This is a genomic window from Ligilactobacillus sp. WC1T17 (genome assembly GCA_900110005.1).
GTDB lineage: Bacteria > Bacillota > Bacilli > Lactobacillales > Lactobacillaceae > Ligilactobacillus > Ligilactobacillus ruminis_A.
Genome location: FOCC01000002.1, coordinates 23459 through 43860, shown reverse-complemented (window position 1 = coordinate 43860; position 20402 = coordinate 23459). Strand labels below are relative to the sequence as shown.

Annotated in this window: 17 protein-coding genes, 1 tRNA gene and 1 pseudogene; 10 read left to right on the top strand and 9 right to left on the bottom strand. The window is 39.4% G+C overall.

Annotated elements, in window-relative coordinates:
• Entirely contained in the window at positions 1–630 is a 630-nt protein-coding gene (gene lexA, locus BMX26_RS01360) for a transcriptional repressor LexA (protein WP_075529683.1), read from the bottom strand.
• 152 nt (positions 631–782) lie between these two features.
• Here lexA and BMX26_RS01355 point away from each other — a divergent pair, with 152 nt between their 5' ends.
• The 5 genes and pseudogenes from BMX26_RS01355 to BMX26_RS01335 all read left to right on the top strand — a co-directional run bounded on the left by BMX26_RS01355 (position 783) and on the right by BMX26_RS01335 (position 5680).
• Positions 783–1040, top strand: coding sequence for a DUF896 domain-containing protein (locus tag BMX26_RS01355; RefSeq protein ID WP_075529682.1), 258 nt, complete (start codon positions 783–785; stop codon positions 1038–1040).
• 195 nt (positions 1041–1235) lie between these two features.
• Positions 1236–1463, top strand: a complete 228-nt coding sequence (locus BMX26_RS01350) for a YneF family protein (RefSeq protein ID WP_075529681.1) — start codon at positions 1236–1238, stop codon at positions 1461–1463.
• A 78-nt stretch (positions 1464–1541) separates the two neighbouring features.
• Positions 1542–3296, top strand: coding sequence for an ABC transporter ATP-binding protein (locus tag BMX26_RS01345; protein ID WP_075529680.1), 1755 nt, complete (start codon positions 1542–1544; stop codon positions 3294–3296).
• 1 nt (position 3297) lies between these two features.
• Positions 3298–5082 carry an ABC transporter ATP-binding protein gene (locus BMX26_RS01340; RefSeq protein ID WP_075529679.1) on the top strand — a complete coding sequence of 595 codons (1785 nt, stop codon included), beginning with the start codon at positions 3298–3300 and terminating at the stop codon, positions 5080–5082.
• 57 nt (positions 5083–5139) lie between these two features.
• Positions 5140–5680: pseudogene (locus tag BMX26_RS01335) on the top strand (sugar O-acetyltransferase).
• 28 nt (positions 5681–5708) lie between these two features.
• Here BMX26_RS01335 and BMX26_RS01330 read toward each other — a convergent pair.
• Positions 5709–6338 (bottom strand): lysophospholipid acyltransferase family protein, encoded by a 630-nt coding sequence (locus tag BMX26_RS01330; RefSeq protein ID WP_075529678.1) that lies wholly within the window; start codon positions 6336–6338, stop codon positions 5709–5711.
• A gap of 85 nt (positions 6339–6423) precedes the next feature.
• Here BMX26_RS01330 and BMX26_RS01325 point away from each other — a divergent pair, with 85 nt between their 5' ends.
• Both BMX26_RS01325 and BMX26_RS01320 read left to right on the top strand, forming a co-directional pair.
• Complete coding sequence (locus BMX26_RS01325) at positions 6424–7170, top strand: tRNA1(Val) (adenine(37)-N6)-methyltransferase (protein WP_075529677.1); 747 nt, start codon at positions 6424–6426, stop codon at positions 7168–7170.
• On the top strand, positions 7163–7447 hold the full coding sequence (locus BMX26_RS01320; RefSeq protein WP_075529676.1) for a GIY-YIG nuclease family protein: 285 nt from the start codon (positions 7163–7165) through the stop codon (positions 7445–7447). Before BMX26_RS01325 ends, BMX26_RS01320 begins: the two co-directional genes overlap by 8 nt.
• 25 nt (positions 7448–7472) lie before the next feature.
• Here BMX26_RS01320 and BMX26_RS01315 read toward each other — a convergent pair whose 3' ends face one another.
• Positions 7473–7652: a YjzD family protein gene (locus BMX26_RS01315; protein WP_075529675.1), complete on the bottom strand. Its 180-nt coding sequence runs from the start codon at positions 7650–7652 to the stop codon at positions 7473–7475.
• Between the two features lie 185 nt (positions 7653–7837).
• Between BMX26_RS01315 and BMX26_RS01310 the strand changes: the two genes are divergently transcribed.
• Positions 7838–11203: a DNA polymerase III subunit alpha gene (locus BMX26_RS01310; RefSeq protein WP_075529674.1), complete on the top strand. Its 3366-nt coding sequence runs from the start codon at positions 7838–7840 to the stop codon at positions 11201–11203.
• A 74-nt stretch (positions 11204–11277) separates the two neighbouring features.
• Here the strand turns inward: BMX26_RS01310 and BMX26_RS01305 are convergent.
• Both BMX26_RS01305 and BMX26_RS01300 read right to left on the bottom strand, forming a co-directional pair.
• Positions 11278–11351, bottom strand: a tRNA-Arg gene (locus BMX26_RS01305).
• 74 nt (positions 11352–11425) lie between these two features.
• Complete coding sequence (locus BMX26_RS01300; protein ID WP_075529673.1) at positions 11426–12286, bottom strand: patatin-like phospholipase family protein; 861 nt, start codon at positions 12284–12286, stop codon at positions 11426–11428.
• 140 nt (positions 12287–12426) lie between these two features.
• On the opposite strand from BMX26_RS01300, the gene BMX26_RS01295 reads away from it, so the two are divergent.
• Complete coding sequence (locus BMX26_RS01295) at positions 12427–16767, top strand: PolC-type DNA polymerase III (RefSeq protein ID WP_075529672.1); 4341 nt, start codon at positions 12427–12429, stop codon at positions 16765–16767.
• 114 nt (positions 16768–16881) lie between these two features.
• On the opposite strand, the gene BMX26_RS01290 is transcribed toward BMX26_RS01295, so the two are convergent.
• From BMX26_RS01290 to BMX26_RS01275, 4 genes are all read right to left on the bottom strand, one after another.
• The gene (locus BMX26_RS01290) at positions 16882–18072 is read right to left on the bottom strand and encodes a tyrosine-type recombinase/integrase (RefSeq protein WP_075529671.1); all 1191 of its coding nucleotides are present in this window, start codon (positions 18070–18072) and stop codon (positions 16882–16884) included.
• Between the two features lie 11 nt (positions 18073–18083).
• On the bottom strand, positions 18084–18863 hold the full coding sequence (locus tag BMX26_RS01285; RefSeq protein ID WP_075529670.1) for a hypothetical protein: 780 nt from the start codon (positions 18861–18863) through the stop codon (positions 18084–18086).
• Between the two features lie 210 nt (positions 18864–19073).
• Positions 19074–19472, bottom strand: a complete 399-nt coding sequence (locus tag BMX26_RS01280; RefSeq protein ID WP_075529669.1) for an ImmA/IrrE family metallo-endopeptidase — start codon at positions 19470–19472, stop codon at positions 19074–19076.
• A gap of 32 nt (positions 19473–19504) precedes the next feature.
• Complete coding sequence (locus tag BMX26_RS01275; protein ID WP_075529668.1) at positions 19505–19891, bottom strand: helix-turn-helix domain-containing protein; 387 nt, start codon at positions 19889–19891, stop codon at positions 19505–19507.
• Positions 19892–20208: 317 nt separating this feature from the next.
• On the opposite strand from BMX26_RS01275, the gene BMX26_RS01270 reads away from it, so the two are divergent.
• Positions 20209–20400, top strand: coding sequence for a transcriptional regulator (locus BMX26_RS01270; protein ID WP_075529667.1), 192 nt, complete (start codon positions 20209–20211; stop codon positions 20398–20400).
• The last annotated feature ends 2 nt before the right edge of the window (positions 20401–20402 follow it).

Genomic DNA, 20402 nt, shown 5'->3' with positions numbered 1-20402 from the left:
TTAATGCAGCATATTGCGGTATAAGCCGACAACTTTGCCTAAAATGGCTACGTTTTGCAAGATAATTGGAGCCATCGTATCGTTTTCCGGCTGCAGGCGGTAATGGTCTGATTCTTTGAAGAAACGTTTGCAAGTAGCTTCATTTTCATCCGTAAGCGCGATAATAATGTCGCCATTGTCGGCGTAAGTTTGCTTGCGGACAATTACTTGGTCGCCGTTTAAAATGCCGGCATTAATCATACTTTCACCACGAATGGTCAGCATAAACAAGTCGGCAGCATCTTCGAATTCAGGCGGCAATGGGAAATAATCGGAGGTGTCTTCCACGGCTAAAATAGGTGCGCCGGCGGTAACTGTACCGACAACCGGAATTTTAGTCGGCTTCGGAGCTTGACCAATTGCTTCCAAGCCGGCCAAGGTAACTTCCATCGCTCTAGGCTTGGTAGGGTCTTTTTCTAAAAAGCCGTTTTTGACTAAGCGCGCTAAATGCCCATGGACGGTTGAGGTTGATGATAAGTCAACCGCCTTGCAAATTTCACGTACAGTTGGAGGATAACCCTTTTCTTTTACAGTTTCATAGATATAACGCAAAATTCTTAATTGGCGCTTTTCTGATGAAGTCTTAGGCATAGTGTACACCTCTTTCAGTTATTTTATCTCATTATAGCATAAATTAAAGGCTAATCAAACTAAAGTTCGCTTTAATGAGCGTAAGGCTTGTTTTTTAACCTTTTTTTAGATATGATGGTATGTATTGAAGTGTAATGAGGAGGAATTTACGGATGGATAATGGTAATGGGCAAATCCCACAAAATCTGATTAATCGGATTAATGAACTTGCTAATAAGAAAAAAACAGTCGGCTTAACCAAAGAAGAATTAGCCGAACAAAAGAGTTTACGTGAAACATACCTGGCTATTTTTAGAGAAGGCTTCCGGAGTCGTATTGAGATGCTGCAGGTTTTTGATAAAGAGGGCAAGGAAGTTACTCCGGAAAAGATCAAAAATATTCAAAGAAAGCGGGGCTTGCGCGATAATTAACCATTGAGTGGTGCGCAGGCTGTTATTGATATTTTTATATGATATAATCAAAAGGTAACTGATTTTAAAGCACTTTTAAGTGATGAAGATACACTTTTTGAAGAGTAAAGCATTAAGTTTTACTTTATTTTTTCTTAAAAGTTGTGTAAAATTACTTATTGAAACTAGTGCTTAATACGGAAGGGAGAGTACATCATGTCAACACCAGTTGTTGTGCTGATTGTCGTAGTGGTAGGTTTAGCCTGCTTTGCCGGCGGTTTTTTTGCTGCTCGCAAGTACATGGAAGACTATTTAAAGAAAAATCCACCGATTAACGAACAAATGTTAAGAACGATGATGATCCAAATGGGTCAGAAGCCTTCTGAAAAGAAACTTCACCAAATGATGTCAGCAATGAAAGCAAATATGGGAAAACAAAAATAAGCCTGATTTTGTGCTGAAATCAACTAAGGACGCGATTTTAGCGTCCTTATTTTTTTATTTGAGAGAGGAGCGGGTTTTGTGGGTATTTTTATGCGCTTAGGCTGGTTTTTTAAAGAAGAGAAAAAACGTTATTTGCTCGGCCTTTTAGCCTTATTTGTGACGGCTATCATGACGATTATTCCGCCTAAAATTATTGGTGGAATTGTCGATGCTATTGCTAAGCATCAATTAACAATCAGCTATTTGAGTTTAATGCTGCTTATTTTTTTGGCAAGTGCTGTAATCCGTTACTTGATGCGCTATTTATGGCGTAAATATATTTTCGGCACATCTTTTATTTTGGAAAGAAAAATGCGCAGCCGCTTATTTAAGCATTTTATGCAAATGGACCAAACCTTCTATTCTGAACACCGTGTGGGTGATTTGATGGCACATGCGACTAATGACGTTGATGCAGTCCGTGATGTGGCTGGTGGAGGAATTTTGACTTTAGCAGATTCTTTGATGACCGGCTGTTCGACTTTAGTGGCGATGTGTCTTTTTGTTGACTGGCATTTGACCATTTTGGCGATTATTCCCCTGCCTTTTTTAGCTTTAACAGCTAGTTTTTTAGGCAATAAAATTCATGATGCTTTCGGCGATGCGCAGGCGGCTTTTTCTGAATTAAATAATAAAACGCAAGAAAGCATGACTGGCATTAAGGTAATTAAAACCTTAGGCCAGGAGCAAGAAGATATTGAAGATTTTAAAAAGCACATTGAAAAAACCATTGCGGCCGATAAAAAAACCTATCAAATTGATGCTTTGTTTGATCCGGCTACGACGATCATTTTAGGCTTTTCATACTTGATGACCATTGTTTATGGCGGGTCTAGTGTGTTAAATGGTACGATTTCGATTGGACAGTTGGTGTCATTTGTTTCTTATTTGGCGGAGCTGATTTGGCCGATGTTTGCTATTGGGCACTTATTTAACATTTTGGAAAAAGGTTCCGCCAGCTATGACCGTATCAGTGTTTTGTTGGCTAAAAAAAGCCAGCAAGCACCAGCAAGTCTTGCGTTGGGCAATAAACCCAGCGGAGATTTGCAGGTCAATATTGATGAATTCTTTTATCCTGATAACCAAACACAAAAAGCTGACCTGCATGATATTCATTTTACTGTTAAAGAAGGGACAAAAGTTGGGATTGTTGGTAAAACAGGTGCCGGCAAAACCAGTATTTTGCGTCTTTTAATGCGGGATTTTGACAATTATCAAGGCCAAATTGTTTGGGGAAAGCAAGACATTAGAGCTTATCATAGCGATGACTTGCTGGAGATGATGGGATATGTGCCCCAGACAAGTTTTTTATTTTCCAAAACCATTAAAGAAAATATTGCTTTTGCGCGGCCGCATGCTAGTGAGCAGGAAGTTAGAAAAGCTGCCTACTTAGCTGATTTGGAAGCTGACATTGATGCAATGCCGCAAAATTTTATGACTGAAGTCGGTGAAATGGGGGTTTCGCTTTCCGGTGGACAAAAACAGCGGTTGGCGATTGCTAGAGCTTTGATGGTTAATCCTAAATTGCTGCTGTTAGACGATTCCTTGTCAGCCGTCGATGCCAAGACTGAAAAACATATTTTAGACCGGATTGGCGACGTGCGCCAAGGACAAACCACGATTATGGTTGCCAGCCGTTTAAGTTCCGTGATGGACTGTGATGAAATTATTGTGGTCGACCATGGAACCATTATTGAAAGAGGGACCCATGCTTCACTAAGCACGAATGGTGGTTGGTATCAAAAGACATTTGAAATGCAAAAACTTGAAGAAGATTTAAAAGGCGGTGATTAAGATGCAAGACGAATCAATTTGGGAAAAATCTTTTACCAGAAAAGAACAGCGCACCATCATTAAGCGGCTGTTGCCTTATACCTATGAATTTAAAGGACAATTCATCACCGCGTTAATTTTTGCCATTCTTTTAAGTGTAGTTAATGTTGCTTTGCCACGATCTTTGCAGTATTACATGGATCATTTTTTGACAAGGTCGCATACTGAAATGAAGGTGATTTGGGCTTTTGCGGGTTTATACTTTATAGGTACAATCATCAAAGCACTGACACAATTTATCCAGCAATATGCTTTTAGTATGGGTGCTGAAAGAACCTTGGAAAAGATTCGGGTGGCTTTATATCAAAAATTGCAAACGTTAGGTTTAAAGTATTTTGATAATGTTCCGGCCGGCTCGATTGTCTCACGGGTAACCAATGATACGAAGACTTTGTTTGATTTTTGGACCTTATTTTTGACCATTTTGGTGGCTAGCTTTTCCATTATTTCCGCTTTTTTAGCGATGGTCAGTGTTAGTTTGAAATTAGCCTTGTTAATTTTGATTTTCTTGCCGCTGGTGATTTTGACCACCCTGTTGTATGAAAAATTAAGTTCCAAAATTTATCGGCAATTGCGGGAAAAATTGAGTGATATTAATACAAAGCTTAATGAATCGCTGATGGGAATCAGTATTATTAAACAATTTTTGCAAGAACAACGGATTATGGACGAATTTGAAGAGCAAAACGCTTCTTACATGCAGCTACGCTTCAAAATGATTAAGATTAATTCACTATTGTTATATCCGATTGTGACTTTGATGTATAATTTAGCCGAATTAGTGGCTTTGACTTATTTTGGCTTGAGCAGTTCGGAAAATTTTGTCAAAGCAGGTGTTATTTATGCTTTTTTGGCATATATTCAAAACTTTTTCAATCCTTTGACCAATGTGATGGATTACATGGCAACTTTTCAAGATGGAATCGTTGCGGGCAGTCGTATTTTAAAAATTATGGATGAGCAAACCCTCGCTCCTAAGCAAAATGAAAATTCAACTGCCAAAATTACGCAAGGACGGATTGAATTTAAAGATGTGACTTTTGGCTACAACGAAGCCGAGCCGGTGTTAAAGCATATTACCTTTACACTTGAACCGGGACAAACAGTCGCCTTAGTCGGACATACAGGCAGTGGTAAAAGTTCTATTATTAATGTTTTATTGCGTTTTTATGAATTTTCCAGCGGTCAAATTTTAATTGATGGTCACGATATCCGCGATTATTCAACTAAGGAATTGCGGCAAAAAATGGGGCTGGTCTTGCAGGAACCCTACTTATTTTACGGCGATGTAAAAGGAAATATCCGCATGTATGACCAAAATTTGACTGATGAGCAGGTTAAAGCAGCTGCGGCCTTTGTTGATGCTGACAAATTTATCGAGGCGTTGCCGCAAAAATATAATGCCAAAGTGTTTGAAAGAGGGGCTTCTTTTTCAGCAGGGCAAAGGCAACTGATTTCTTTTGCCCGAACCATTATCCGCAACCCCAAGATTTTGATTTTGGATGAGGCAACGGCCAATATTGATACGCAAACTGAAAATTTAATTCAAAAAGGAATGGCGCAGATGCGCAAAGGGCGGACCACTGTGGCAATTGCCCACCGTTTATCGACCATTAGGGATGCAGATTTGATTTTGGTGCTGGATAAGGGAGAAATTGTTGAACGTGGCAATCATCAAAGTTTATTAGCTAAAAACGGGCGCTATGCAGAACTTTACCGGTTGCAAAGTGCGCAAACAAATGGCTAAATATTATCAAAAAAGCAACATAGCGGGGCTTTGTATCACCCCAGCGATCCAAGTATTATGCAAGAGCAAGTCAAGTGGATGGAAAAATTGTATGATTTTAACCAAACTCGTCTAAGCGATCAAAAAAGAGCGGCCATGTTAAAAGAAATGTTTGCTCAAATTGGTGATCATGTCTACATCGAGCCACCTTTGCATGCTAATTGGGCAGGGAAATCTGACCATTTTGGCGATTATATCTATGCTAACTATAATCTAACTATGGTGGATGATACTAAAATATACTTGGGAGATTACACCATGTTTGGACCCAATGGCACCTTGGCTACCGCAGGACACCCCGTTGAACCTACACTAAGAAAACAAGGTTATCAGCATAATCAAGGCATTCATATTGGGGAAAATTGCTGGTTTGGGGCTGGTGCAATTGTTTTGCCAGGGGTCACAATTGGAGATAATACGGTTATTTGGTGCCGGCAGTGTCGTCACCAAAGATATTCCGGCTAATGTGGTCGCAGTCGTGAACCTTTGTCGCGTTTTACGGCCGATTAATGAGCATGATCAAAAATATTATTTTAAAGATTTAAAAATTAACCTATAAAAAAATAATGTCCCTAAGGAAAGGGACATTATTTTTTTTGCGGATGAGGATCAACATAGTGATAGTTTGGATCGATTTCCTTATCTAATTTGTCAAAAGCCGCGGTCATTTCAGCGATTATTTTTTGCTGATTTTCATCGCTTAATTTCATTTTGCGGTCAACATAGATGGAGTCGCCAAAGCGGACAGTTACTTTTTTGCGGGTGCATAACCGTTTAAAAGTAGATGGTCCTTGGTAAACGACCGGAACTAAGGGTTTACCGGAAAGTTTAGCAACTAAAACGGCTCCTCCCCGCATGGTTTGGCTATGCCTTGTGCCTGAAGGAAACATGATTAAAGACAGGTCGGAATCTTTAAGATATTTAACAGGCTTTTTGATGGCTGAAGCTCCCGGATTTTGCCGGTCAACGGGAAAAGCATTGCAGTGGGTTAGGATAAAGCGTAAAATAGGGTTTTCAAAAAGTTCTTTTTTAGCCATAAAACAAAACTTTTTAGGCGATGCTCCCAAGGCAAAATATAACATATCAAACCAGGCACGGTGGGGAGCAACTAAGATATAGTTTCCTTTGGGAAGTTTATCTTTATTCTCATAGCGGACATTGCCGTTGACCAAAGTCGTTACCAGCCATACGACCGCGCGGATAAATGAATAGAACAAATTCTATCTTCCTTTCAAATATATTTCACTTAATTATAGTATGCTGAAAAGAGAAAAAAAACAAGTATTTTTAGTAGGTGCAAAAATGGATGTCAAGATTTATGATAACGAACGGGTGGATGCTTTATTTGCTAACCAGGTAAAAATAATCCAAAGCGATGAAGTCTTTGCTTTTTCTTTGGATGCAGTGTTGCTGGCTAATTTTACCAACCCAGCTAAAAAAAAGCAGCAGAAAATTGTTGATTTATGCGCAGGTAATGGGGCTGTGGGGCTTTTTTTGACGGCTAAGACCAGTGCTAAAATCTACGAAGTTGAGATTCAAAAACGCTTAGCCAATATGGCCCAAAGAAGTGTGATTTTAAACGATTTAGACCAGCAAGTTGAAGTTATCAATGCCGATTTAAATGATATTTTAACCTACCTGCCCAAAGATTCCATCGATACAATTACCTGCAATCCGCCATATTTTACCAACCAACCTGACAGCAAAAAAAATCCCAATCATTATTTGGCTTTAGCACGGCATGAATTAACAGTTACCTTAGCGCAAACGATTGAGCAGTCGGCTAATTTATTGAAGATGAATGGTAAGGTGTGCTTTGTGCACCGGCCTGAACGCTTGCTTGAAATGGGTGCTTTGATGCAAAAAAATCGGCTAGCACCTAAAAGGATTCAACTCGTCTATCCCAAAGCCGGCCGCGAAGCCAATATGGTTTTGGTTGAAGCAATTAAGGATGGTAAGCCGGGTGGGGTGCGCTTTTTAGAGCCGCTGGTGGTTTATGGGCCCGACGGCAATTATACGCCGGCAATTAGGAAAATGATTTATGGCTGAGACAAAAGCATATTTTTTTTATGTCCTATTGTGTGCTGACCGCAGCTTTTATGGCGGCTTTACCAACGATTTAACCGCCCGCTTAGCAAAGCATAACGCTGGTAAAGGCGCTAAATATACCAAATATCGCCGTCCTTGCCGCTTGATTTACCATGAATGTTTTGCTGATAAATCAAGCGCGCTTAAAGCTGAATATGCCTTTAAACACCAATCGAGGAGTAAAAAGGAAGCTTATTTAAGGCAGCATGGAGTGGGTGAACAATATTTGCGCAAATAAAAAAAGGCCAAGCTTGGCCTTTTTCTTATTTTTCAGGACTCTTAACGAATAGTGATAAGATATTAATGGCAATTACACCAGCAATGGCAGGAATAATTGCACTCAGGGTAGGATCAAAAGTCGTACCGCCCAAAGCTGAAAGCACATAACCGATGACTTCACCGTAAATGGCGCCCCAAACTAAGGCTGTTAATTGTTTTGCCATAGAAAACACCTCTCATTCGTAAATCATTGTAGCACAATTTCGCGTTTTTTTCCTAAACAAATGCAAATGTTTATCGCAAAAAGTAAGAAGCAAATCTGATTTTTTTAGGATTGCGCGTTTTTTGTCTGATTTTTTTGAATAAGGTATAATAAGAATAATAGTTAATGCAGAAAAGAGGGGATAAAATGTTTGCTCCAATCCAAGTCAAAAGCTCTTATACTTTATTGAAAAGCCCGCTTAAAATTGACAACTATGTTAAGTTGGCCAGTCAGCAGGGGTATGATAGCCTCGTTTTGGCGGATGAAGACGTTTTGTATGGGGCCTATGAATTTTATGAGGCTTGTGCCAAATATGGAATTAAGCATCCGGTTTTAGGAATTGACTTGAACCTGCAGGGCGATGGCCAAAATGAGCCGCAAAAGCTGCTTTTATTAGCTCAAAACGAACAAGGATATCGTCATTTAGTCAAAATATCATCGCTTAAACTGTCTAAAAATCAAGCGGATATTCATGATAACCCACTTACCTGTCAAGTTTTAGCTCCTTATTTGTCTGGCTTAGCCGTAATTGTGACGCCTTTTGTAGCAGCTCAAAATAGTCAGCCTAAATTTTTAGCTACATTGCAACAGGTGGGAGCTAAAGTATTTTTGGGAATCGGTCCCCAATATGATAAAAACCTGCTTCTTAACAGCTATCGGCTGGCTAAAGAGTATCAGCTACCAACCTTAGGCTTAGCTGAAGTTGAGTATTTGACACCAGATGCGGTGTTTGAGCAAAGAGTGCTTAAAGCTTTAGCTGCGGATACAAAAGTTAGTTACTTAGATCAAAATAATGGCGACAAATATTTAAAAAAACCGGCTGTCTATCAAGCTGAATTTGAGCAAAACGGGATGCTTGAAGCTTATGAGCAGACCAAAAATTTGCTAGAAAACTGCCATTTTTGGTTAAAAAAAGAACAAACGAGACTGCCGCATTATCCTTTGGCTGAAGGCATGAATTTTTCCGCTCAAACTTATTTAAGCCGTTTGTGTCATGAAGGTTTAAAAAGATGCTTAAATAAACACCCGAAGCAGGCGGCCAAATATCAAGCCCGCCTTGAACGTGAATTAGCTGTGATTGCCAAGATGGGTTTTGATGATTATTTTTTAATCGTAGCAGGGATTACCAATTACGCGCGTGACCATCACATCACTTTGGGTCCTGGACGGGGCTCGGCTGCGGGATCATTAGCTGCTTACACGTTAAGGATTACAGACGTGGATCCTTTGGAATATGGCTTGCTATTTGAACGCTTTTTAAATGAAGAAAGAGCGCAAATGCCAGATATTGATTTAGATATTCCTGATGATAAAAGGGATCTCTTGCTAAAATATTTGCAAAAAACGTATGGCAAAAAGCATATGGGGCAAATCATCACCTTTGATACCTTTGGACCTAAGCAGGCTTTGCGCGACTGTGGCCGGGTATTTAACTTGCCGCCGCAAGTTATCGATACCTGGGTTAAAGCTTTGCCTAAAAATCAAAGTTTGATAGAAGCTCAAAAAACGACACTTAAAATTCAAAACATAATCAGTGATAGCCCAACAAATGCGTTGATGTATCAGACAGCTGCTAAAATAGAAGGCTTGCCGAGACACTATTCAACGCATGCAGCCGGGGTGGTTTTAAGCGACCGCCCTTTAGCAGATTTAGTGCCAGTGCAGTTAGGCAATGACGGTTTTTTGATGGCGCAATTTGCTAAAAAAGCCGTTGAAAAAGCGGGCCTTTTAAAAATTGATTTGCTGGGTTTAAAAAATTTACGGGTCTTAAATACAGCTAAAGACTTGGTTAATACACAGCAAAGCAGCAAAATTGAACTCACGCAAATACCTTTAGACGATGAGAAAACATTACAATTATTTCAAAGGGCTGATACAGAAGGTATTTTCCAGTTTGATTCTTATGGTATTCGCCAAAAGATGCGGCAATTGGCCCCGCAAAACTTTGCGGATATTGTCGCTTTAAATGCCCTCTATCGCCCCGGACCTATTAAAAATATCGATACTTTTATTGCACGCAGGCACCGGCAAAGTCAGCCGTCTGACCCAAACCAGGCATTAGCCAAAGTTTTAAAAAGCACCTATGGGATTATTGTTTATCAAGAACAGGTAATGCAGGTTTCAGCCCTGATGGCGGGCTTTTCTTTAGGACAAGCAGATATTTTAAGAGCAGCTATCAGTAAAAAAAATACTGCTTTAATCGGCAAATTAAAAGATGATTTTATTAAAGGTTCACTCAAACGGGGATACAGCGAAGAAGAAGCTTTACAGGTATATGACTATATTGCCCGTTTTGGTGATTACGGCTTTAACAAGTCACATGCGGTGGCCTATTCTAAAATGGCTTTTCAGATGGCTTATTTTAAAGCGCATTACCCTAAAGCATTTTATTGTGCGCTCCTGCAAGCGACAACCGGTAATGCTACTAAAACGATTAATTATTTAACAGCCGCTAAAAAAATGGGGGTAGCATTGCTTTTTCCTGATATTAACCGGGCGCAAAGGGATTTTTCACTGGTTAAAGAAGGGTTGATGTTTGGCTTTTCATCTGTCAAGGGATTAAGAATGGACTTTATTAAGCAACTTTTAATTGAAAGGCAAGCCGGCGGGTACCATCCTTATCAGAGCTTAAGTGATTTTACTAACCGCATGGTGGAAGCAGTTGCTAGAAGTCAACTGTTAAAGCAGCATCAAAAAGACCCTGACCGTAAAAAAATTGCTGCAAGCCTTAAGCCCATGGTAGAAGCTTTGATTTATGCCGGGGCTTTCGACAGTTTTAAGCAAAAGCGACAAGCAATGCTCAATGAACTGGATAGTGATTTAGAATATGAAGAATTAGCCGGGAAAAGTCAGCTATTGCTAGATCTATTAAAACCTAAAACAAATTCAGGACAAAAAGAACTAATGGATAGTGAGTTGCTCGATCAAGAAAAAGCCCACCTGGGACTCTACTTAAGCGCTCATCCGCTTGACCGCTATCAAAAGCAGGCTTTATTGCTGCATACCAGCTTGCTTGAACAGTTAAATGTCAACCAGTCTGCCAAAGTTTTGGCTGTGGTTAAAAATGTCAAAGAAATTACGACTAAACAAAATAAACCGATGGCGTTTATGACTTTAAGCGATCAGTCAGGCGAATTAGAGGCAACGATTTTTCCGCGGCAATTTGCCCGCTACCGTCCGTTGATTAAACCGGGGCAGGTATTGGTAGTGACCGGCAAGACGCAAGCCCGGAATGATTTGTCTTTATTAGTCGATACACTGATACCAATCCAAAGTGTTAGAATACAATACTTGTGGCTGCACTTTGAACCGCAAATTACGCAAGATCAAAAGAAGGCTTTACTTTATCAAATGAAAAAACATCCAGGAACAACCCCGGTGTTAGTAGTCGATGAACAAAAAAAGACTACTAAGCTATTGGATGCTAAATTTTGGGTTCAGCCTAATGAAGCAACTTTAAGTGATTTACAAAATATTATCGGATCTAAGGATGCTTTATTTAAAGTGACTTAGGCAGATTAAAAAGCAGCTCATTGAGCTGCTTTTTTATATAAAAAAAACCAGGCACAAGGCCTGGCACGAAGTTATGATTCGGGTGAGATTCGAACTCACGACCGTCCGCTTAGAAGGCGGATGCTCTATCCAGCTGAGCTACCGAACCATCACAACGTTATTTATTATATAACTAACCGCAAGGCATGTCAACCAAAAGCATAGAAAAATTTAAATCAAACTTTACTTGGTTAAATAGGAGATGAGTTGATTGTGGACGTCATGGGCATCTTTAAGGCCACTTTCGTATAACTCAGTTAATTTTTTAGTGTTTCGTTCTAAGCGGCCGACTTTAACGGGACCTTTAGGAGCGATACAGAAGATGTCGCCAGTTTGTTCTAAGCGGTTAATCATTTTAACCTGATTGTTATAATTTTCAGGCCGGTTAATGACTTGTTTACAAAAGGCAGGGTATTTTTTAAATTCCATTTCAATGGCTGTAGCAACTGCTTTATTAGTCGGTTTCTTGCGGTACTCGCGGTCTCTGGTCCGGATAACGACGACCTTGTCAAAACCTAATTCTTTAGCTAAATCGTAAGGAATAGAGTCAGCAATCCCGCCGTCTAAGCAGTATCCCTGTGACGTCTTTTTAGGCTTTGAAATGATCGGCATCGAAGAAGAAGCCTCTAAGGCATCAATCAGTTCGCGGCCGACTTTAGGTTTGTGAAATTCAACCCTTTTACCGGTATTAAGGCTGGTGGCAACGATAACAAAGTCGGTTTCAGCTAAATTGTACGCATTTTCATCCAGGTTATGCCAGTAAGTTCCGTGGTCATTGAAAAGGTAATCTAAGTTAATGATGCTTTCTTTGTGGAAAAGCCGGCCCAGAGAAATGTAGTCTTTATCATCACGATATTTAGTGTTGATTTCAAAAGTACGGCCATATTGTTTGGAAACGTAATTTGCCCCCGCCAAAGAACCGGCTGAAACGCCGATGACACAGCGGAATTGAATATCATCTTTAATAAATTGATCTAAAACACCAGCGGTATAACATCCCCGCATGGCGCCGCCTTCTAAAACAAGTGCAGCGTTATAATACATAGTCTCAACCCTCTCATCTAATTTATTTAATTATAGCATTTTTAGCAATTTTAATATTAAAAAGAAGCTTTAAAATTTCACTAAAAGCCAGCGCCTGTGTTAAAATTGAAAAGTTAGTATATTAAGAAAGGAAGATTACAGTGGGACTTGATAAAAAAGCTATGTTTCAAAAGCTGCTTGAACAAATTAAGTGGCAAGCCGAAGCTGATGAATCAGGGTTATTTGAAGACGCTGAGATTGAAAAGGTCGCTGTCCATACACAATCCAAGCGTTGGGACTTTTATCTGAAATTGAATGATATTTTGCCCTATGCTTCATTTAATAGACTCAATATGCAAGTGAAACACGCCTTTCAGCCTATTTGTCAAACGAAGCTGATTATTCAAACCACTAACCCCCGTATGACCGATGTCAAATTACGTGATTATTGGGATTACGTGGTAGAAAATGCTGATGATCCCGGCAAGGTCAATATGTTGCAGAAAATGCTGCAAGATACAGTGCCACAGCTGCAAAATGGGCAGGTTACGCTTTTATTAAATAGCGAAGTTGTCAAAAATTTTTTGGAAAATAAAATGTTGGACCTTTTAACAGCTGGTTATATACGGGCAGGCTTTCCTAAATTTACCTTTAAAACTTATGTTGACCAGCAAAAAGCGCAAGACAAGCTGGCTGAAATTCAAAAGTTAAAAGCCAAAAATGATGTAGAATTGGCCAAAAAAGCCCTGGAGGCAATCAAACAAAAAAATACCCAAAAAGAACAGCATGATACTTTTGGTACCGTCAGTGACGGACCGCTTATGATTGGCAAGAAAATTTCTCCGGATGCACCGGTGACCCAGATGAAAGATATCTTGGAAGAAGAACGATCGGTAGTGGTTCAAGGCTATGTTTTTGACCATGAAGTTCGTGAGTTGCGGTCAGGCCGCAAGTTACTGACACTCAAGGTGACTGATTATTCTTCATCTTTTGTTGTGAAAAAATTTTCCAAAAATGATGAAGAAGCTGCTGTTTTTGAAGCATTTAAGGATGGTACATGGGTTAAGGCAAGAGGAAGCGTGCAAGAAGATTCTTATATGCGCGATTTAACCATTAATGCTTATGATATCAATGAAATTAAGCATGAAGGCCGCCAAGATACCGCTGAAACGAAGCGGGTTGAACTGCACCTGCATTCTAATATGAGTATGATGGATGCAACCAATTCAATTTCTGATTATGTCAAACAAGCAGCCAAATGGGGGCAAAAAGCTCTGGCTATTACCGATCACAGTACACTGCAGGCCTTTCCGGAAGCTCATGCGGCAGGTCAAAAAAATGGTGTCAAAATTATTTATGGTGTAGAGGTCAACATGGTTGAAGATAGCCAGCCGATTGCCTACAATGAACAGCATTTGGAATTAAAACATGCTACATATGTTATTTTTGATACCGAAACGACGGGCCTTTCTGCTGAATATAATAAAGTCATCGAACTGGCAGCTGTTAAGATGCGGGATGGTGAAAAAATTGCTGAATTTGAAGAATTTATCGACCCAGGCCATCCCTTATCGCAAACGACCATTAATTTAACCCACATTACCGATGAAATGGTTAAAGGCTCCAAAAGTGAAGCTGAAGTGTTCCAAATGTTCCGTGATTTTTGCAAAGATTGCATTATCGTTGGACACAATGCTACTTTTGACGTGGACTTTATGAACACCGGCTATCGTAGGCATAATATGCCAGAAATTAGTGAACCATGGCTGGATACCCTGCCTTTAGGGCGGATTTTATATCCTGACATGAAACGTTTTACCTTGGATACGTTGGCTAAAAGACTCAAAGTTGAATTAGAACACCACCACCGGGCTATTTATGATGCGGAAGCCACGGGGTATATCTTTTTTAAGATGTTAAAGGATGCACGGGAGCAGTTTAATATTTTATACCATGATGATTTCAACTTGCATGCTGTGCAACTTGAAACCTATAAACAGCAGCACCCGTTTCATGCTGTCGTGCTGGCTAAAACGCAAGCTGGATTGAAAAATTTGTTTAAACTGGTTTCAGATTCAATGGTCAACCACTTTTATCGGGTAGCGCGGGTTCCACGGTCGGTACTGGATGAGTATCGCGAAGGTTTACTAGTGGGTTCGGCGTGTGCCAGTGGGGAAGTTTTCACGGCGATGATGCAAAAGGGTTACGAAGCTGCTAAAGCTAAAGCCAAATATTATGACTATTTGGAAATTCAGCCTAAAGCCTTATATGAACCATTATTTGAACGGGAATTAGTCAAGGATGATAGTGAATTAGAAGATATCATCCAAAAGATGATTAAATTAGGCCAAGAATTAGATATTCCTGTGGTTGCCAGTGGTGATGTGCACTTTATGAATCCTGAAGATGCAATTTATCGCAAAATTTTGATTAGCTCGCAAAGCGGGGCCAATCCATTAAATAAGTTAAAGAATTTACCTGATGCGCATTTTAGAACGACTGATGAAATGCTCAATGATTTTGCCTTCTTAGGGCCAAAATTAGCTCAAAAAGTGGTTGTTGATGATCCTAACCAAGTGGCGGATATGTGTGATGAAATTACGCCGGTTAAAGATAAGCTTTATACGCCTAAAATGCCTGGGGCTGAGGATGATATCCGCAATTTGACCATGAATAAAGCCCATGAATTGTATGGCAATCCTTTGCCTAAATTGGTGCAGGAACGGTTAGATAAAGAATTAAAGTCAATCATCGGTAACGGCTTTTCGGTTATTTACCTGATTTCACAAAAATTAGTGTACAAGTCAAACAAAGACGGTTACTTGGTTGGTTCCCGTGGATCGGTTGGGTCCAGCTTGGTGGCGACGATGACAGGAATTACCGAGGTCAACCCACTGCCTCCCCACTACCGGTGTCCTAAGTGCAAATGGTCGGAATTTTTCACTAAAGGCGAATACGGCAGCGGTTATGATTTGCCGGATAAGAATTGTCCTGAATGTCAAACACCTTTAGTTAAAGACGGCCAAGAAATTCCTTTCGAAACTTTCTTAGGTTTTAAGGGGAATAAAGTGCCTGATATCGATTTGAACTTTTCAGGCGATTACCAGCCGGTGGCGCATAATTACACTAAAGTTTTATTTGGGGAAAATAATGTGTTTAGGGCCGGAACCATCGGTACAGTAGCTGATAAGACGGCTTATGGCTATGTGAAAGCCTATGAGCGGGAGCATGATTTGACTTTGCGGTCGGCTGAAGTTGATCGTTTAGCCAAAGGTGCTACCGGGGTTAAACGGACCACAGGCCAGCACCCGGCCGGAATTTTGGTTGTGCCGGATTATATGGATATTTATGATTTTACACCAATTCAATATCCGGCTGATGATATGACCGCAGCTTGGCGGACCACGCACTTTGATTTCCACTCAATCCACGATAATATCTTAAAACTTGATTGCCTTGGTCATGATGATCCAACGATGATCAGAATGCTGCAAGACTTGTCAGGCATTGAACCTAAGAGTATTCCAACTGATGACCCAGGTGTGATGGCGCTTTTTTCCGGGACCGATATTTTAGGTGTTACTGAAGAGCAGATTCAATCTAAAACGGGGACTTTAGGGGTACCTGAATTTGGTACCAGATTTGTCCGCGGTATGCTGGAAGAAACGAAACCCAAGACTTTTGCGGAATTGCTGAAAATTTCCGGTCTGTCACACGGGACAGATGTTTGGTTAGGCAATGCTGAAGAATTAATTCAAAATGGGACAGTTACCATGCCGCAAGTTATCGGCTGTCGTGATGATATTATGATGGATTTAATTCATATGGGTGTCGAAAGTGATTTGGCCTTTAAGATTATGGAACATGTGCGTAAGGGCCGGGGAATTCCTGATGAATGGCAGGCTAAAATGCGGGAAGCTAATGTACCGGAATGGTATATTGGTGCTTGTTTGAAGATTAAATATATGTTCCCGAAGGCTCACGCCGCAGCTTATGTGCTGATGGCTTTACGGATTGCCTACTTCAAAGTGTATTATCCTTTGATTTATTATTCAGCCTATTTCTCTGTTAGAGCAGATGATTTTGATTTAGTAGCGATGGCCAATGGCAAAAAATCAGTCAAAGCTAGAATGCAAGAAATCAATAGTAAAGGCAATGATGCTTCCACTAAGGAAAAGAATCTCTTGACAGTGTTGGAATTGGCCAATGAAATGTTGGAACGCGGCTTTAAGTTTAAAATGGTTGATTTAGAGCGTTCCGATGCTTCAGATTGGCTGATTGACGGGGATGCTTTGTTGGCACCATTTTCCGCTATTCCAGGCCTAGGCGATAATGTTGCTAAGCAGATTGTGGCAGCTCGTGCCGAAAAGCCGTTTATTTCTAAACAGGATTTAAGTGAACGCGGCAAAGTGTCGGCAACATTGATTGATTTTATGACAGAAAACCATGTTTTGGACGGATTGTCGAATTCCAATCAGCTTAATTTGTTCGATGATTTCTGATATATCAACGTTTTTGAAGATTAGGTAAATTTAATAAATGGGATGTCTATTTTTCAAATGGGCAACAAATGGGCAAAAATTTTGAGCGATACTGTAACAGGTATCGCTTTTTTATCACAGAAAATTATCAATTTGAGCTATCTTAGCTTCAAAGTCTTGACGTGCCTTTTTAGTCACGTGCATATAGATTTTTTCTGTGATGTTTGTGTCAGCATGCCCAATGCGATCTTTGATCACACGTAAAGGAACATCCATATCAGCAAGTACCGAAACATGTGTATGTCTGAAATAGTGTGTAGTAACATCTTTATCTATTTTCTGACGTTCAATTATGCGCTTTAGCATAGTATTTGCGTTGTTGATGTTGAGTGGCTTTTGATCAGCAAAATGGGGCGCTGATGGATTATAAGCAAACAGTAATGCATCTAGATCTTTGTTACACATATGTCTTTCAACGATCTTTGTAGCTTCAGGGGATAAGATTATTTTACGCATCCCTGCAAAAGTCTTAGTAGAATCTGATAGATAGTAACGTGATGGAGAACTCAAGAAAACAAGTGAATGGTTAATATCAAGATAAGTTTTACCGTTTTCTTTGATCACGTCTTGAACACGTAAGCCAGACGCCTCGCCAAAGCGCATGCCAGTCAAGTATTGCAGCTTGAAGACATCAGCATAGTGATCTGCACCATTTATCAAACAATCGTCAATTATCTTTCTATACTCATCTTGCGTCAAATACTTATTTTCTATTTGATTTCTTTTACGAGCATTTTCATTTTTCCATTCGATCTTGACCTTTTTGATATTATTATCTTTTAAATATCCATATGTTACAGCAAAATCAAACAAGACAGACACTTTATTTTTTATAGCTCGAACAGTTCCATTTGTCAGATCTCGTTCGTTGTTATATAACATGTCGTTGAAGTAACGATTTAGACTTCGTTGTGAAATATTGCTTATGATAGTGTCATGACCAAAATCATCGACAAATTTTTTGATAAACAATGCACCATTTTTATAAGTGCTAGGTTGGACCCGCTTTTGATACTGCTCTAAAAAGGCAGTTGACACTTGCGAAAGTGTTGCGGTTTGAACAAATTCACTTTCTTCAGCTAATGCCTTATTGATCTTGCGCTCTAATTCTTGTGTAGCTGCTTTTACTACTTGCGGTGTTTTCTTTCCATACGTTACAGAAACCTTGCGATATTTCCCAGTCAAAGTTGATTTGTAACGCTCGACAAAGCAGTATCGCTTTTCAAGTTTTCCATTGACTAGAACCTCTCTGTTCTCGATCCACATAATTATATCTCCTATTGGTTAACGATGGAATCATAAGATTGTATCCAAGTTTGCTTTGCTTGATCAAAAGCATCTTTCTTTTCTTGCAACGACGCACGTAGCGTTTCTGCAGTGTCAGATGTAGTATTAGGGTTGTTTAGTGAAGGTACATCAGTTTGGTATTCAATAGCATAGTCATAAAGTGTTTCAAGATAATTATTGACGGACTTCGTGTAGTTTGATAACTGTGAGTAATGCTCACTATCTAAGTTAGCTTTCTCTTCTTTTAAAATTTTATTATTCTGCTTCTGTAAACGTTGGAGGTTCTTAGTGCGTGAGTCGAACCGTTTAAGCGCATATGGAGTTTCGCTGCTATTGTCGTTAACATCATCGACCTTAGCAGCTTCTAAGACTCCATCTTCAATATTTTGATAGGAGTCTTTAGTCATTGTAGAAGTGACCGCAGCTTTTAGTTCTGCAGTGTAATCAATAGAGGATGAAGACTCTGCTGACGATGATGAACTAGAACTTGAAGATGAGTTGTCTATAGCGTCACTATCTTCCTCCTCATCTTCCTCTTCATAATCCTCCTCATCGGAGACGGTAGAACTATCTTGGGATGTCGATGAAGTATTAGTATCGTTAAAAGGAATGAAAAATGTAGATATTGCACATACTGCACCGATAGTCATGAGTATAGCGGGTACTTTAAAATTCTTAGATTTTTTAATTAAAGAAAAAATTAGCCAACCTAGACCAACTATAAAAATTAGCATCCCTACAAAAAATAATATTGATAAAAAAGTAATCATAAAAAATCCTCCTAGTTAATAATAAATCCTTAGTTTTTATTTTGTTTATTGGAAGTTAAGATTGCTACCGGTTTTAATGTATGTGCAATTAACTTTCTAAATAACCTTTAATTATTCCACGTATAATTCTTTTGTCTTCTTCTTAGCTGCTTTTTGCATTTTCGCAACGTCAGCTTTAAAACTATCAAAAAATCCCATATTTTTACCTCCTTACGGTTTTATAAAGTTTACCATGCAATCTGACAGTTGATAAGATCTAACAAAATCCAGTGCGTTAAAGTCAGGACTGACATCAACTTTTTTCAGCAATAAAGCCAATGCGAACTCGTTAGCCTCAGCCTCAATTTTAGACACCTGCGTACTGGATTCCAATCGTCTGAAGAACGTCGTAGATTCTCCCGAGTGGAGTATAATATGTCCAAGCTCATGCGCCAAGACAAAATCTTTTTTGGGGTATTCCAGTTTAGGACTGATAAGCATGGTAGTTTGTCCATAGCTGCTAACAGTCATTCCTAAAGTGCTGTCTGGCAAATCTATAGTATCAACTATGCACGCACCTGTTTCTTTAATCAGATTAGCAGGGTCAGTAGTTCCACAACTGTCAACCAAGTAATTGACTTCTTTTTAATATCCAAGCAGCATCAATCCTTTTGCTTACTTCTCTTTTTATTCATCTCTAATGCCACTAACAAGGCAGTCTTTAAGCTAGCCTTGTCCTCATCGCTCATCGGCTCCCCATAAAAATTTACACTGTTTTCAGACTCGAGACCGTTTATCATCCTGTCGGCCATCTGACCAATATCTTCGATTTCTTTTGGAGACAGCGAAGCCTTATCGTCTGTTCTGCCTAAAAGATAGTCTGTAGATACCCCAAAATAGTCGGCAAGTTTTGAAAGTTTATCTGATGAAGGAGCTTGCTTTTTTAGAGAGTATAAATAATTTTTACTAAAACCAAGTTCTAAAGATACTTCTTTTAAGTTCTTATCTTTTTTCTGTGCAAGCTCTTGGATACGTTCAAGTATTGTCATAATAGCAACTAACGTCCTTTCCATAAGCGTTTGCAAGAAAAAGTATAAAATAATTGGATAATTTTGTTGACTATCACATTATTATGGGTTATACTCATTCTTGTAAGTGAGATTGATAGAAAAAAGCAACGATAAAAACACGATTATTCCGCCAAGAATATATTAAGTGATAGTTTTGTCGTGCTTATTAACTACGCTTTAATAGTACATTATTGTGGGTTATTAGTCAATATTTTTGTACAAAAATATTCTATGTAAATTTCTATCATTTTGACTTACGGGAGGGCGGGACGGATAAAGAAAGGATGTGAACAAAAATGCCCGAAACACTGAACGGACGAGAAAAAATTATCAAGTATCTATCTGACAACGATATATCAATCAGTAGTCTAGCTGTGATGTACGGTGTGGCTAAGCAAGATTTAGCTGACTATCTGTCAGGGCGAAAAAAGAACCCAAGAGGAAATCAGATTATTTTGAAAATTATTTCTGATTTCAAGATTAGCTAAGG

Bases quoted from the DNA above. Each gene is read 5' to 3' on its own strand.
- BMX26_RS01325 (WP_075529677.1), top strand. From the start codon at position 6,424: ATGGATGTCAAGATTTATGATAACGAACGGGTGGATGCTTTATTTGCT.
- BMX26_RS01270 (WP_075529667.1), top strand. From the start codon at position 20,209: ATGCCCGAAACACTGAACGGACGAGAAAAAATTATCAAGTATCTATCT.
- BMX26_RS01285 (WP_075529670.1), bottom strand. From the start codon at position 18,863: ATGATTACTTTTTTATCAATATTATTTTTTGTAGGGATGCTAATTTTT.
- BMX26_RS01310 (WP_075529674.1), top strand. From the start codon at position 7,838: ATGTTTGCTCCAATCCAAGTCAAAAGCTCTTATACTTTATTGAAAAGC.
- lexA (WP_075529683.1), bottom strand. From the start codon at position 630: ATGCCTAAGACTTCATCAGAAAAGCGCCAATTAAGAATTTTGCGTTAT.
- BMX26_RS01290 (WP_075529671.1), bottom strand. From the start codon at position 18,072: ATGTGGATCGAGAACAGAGAGGTTCTAGTCAATGGAAAACTTGAAAAG.
- BMX26_RS01340 (WP_075529679.1), top strand. From the start codon at position 3,298: ATGCAAGACGAATCAATTTGGGAAAAATCTTTTACCAGAAAAGAACAG.
- BMX26_RS01315 (WP_075529675.1), bottom strand. From the start codon at position 7,652: ATGGCAAAACAATTAACAGCCTTAGTTTGGGGCGCCATTTACGGTGAA.
- BMX26_RS01350 (WP_075529681.1), top strand. From the start codon at position 1,236: ATGTCAACACCAGTTGTTGTGCTGATTGTCGTAGTGGTAGGTTTAGCC.
- BMX26_RS01275 (WP_075529668.1), bottom strand. From the start codon at position 19,891: ATGACAATACTTGAACGTATCCAAGAGCTTGCACAGAAAAAAGATAAG.
- BMX26_RS01320 (WP_075529676.1), top strand. From the start codon at position 7,163: ATGGCTGAGACAAAAGCATATTTTTTTTATGTCCTATTGTGTGCTGAC.
- BMX26_RS01355 (WP_075529682.1), top strand. From the start codon at position 783: ATGGATAATGGTAATGGGCAAATCCCACAAAATCTGATTAATCGGATT.
- BMX26_RS01300 (WP_075529673.1), bottom strand. From the start codon at position 12,286: ATGTATTATAACGCTGCACTTGTTTTAGAAGGCGGCGCCATGCGGGGA.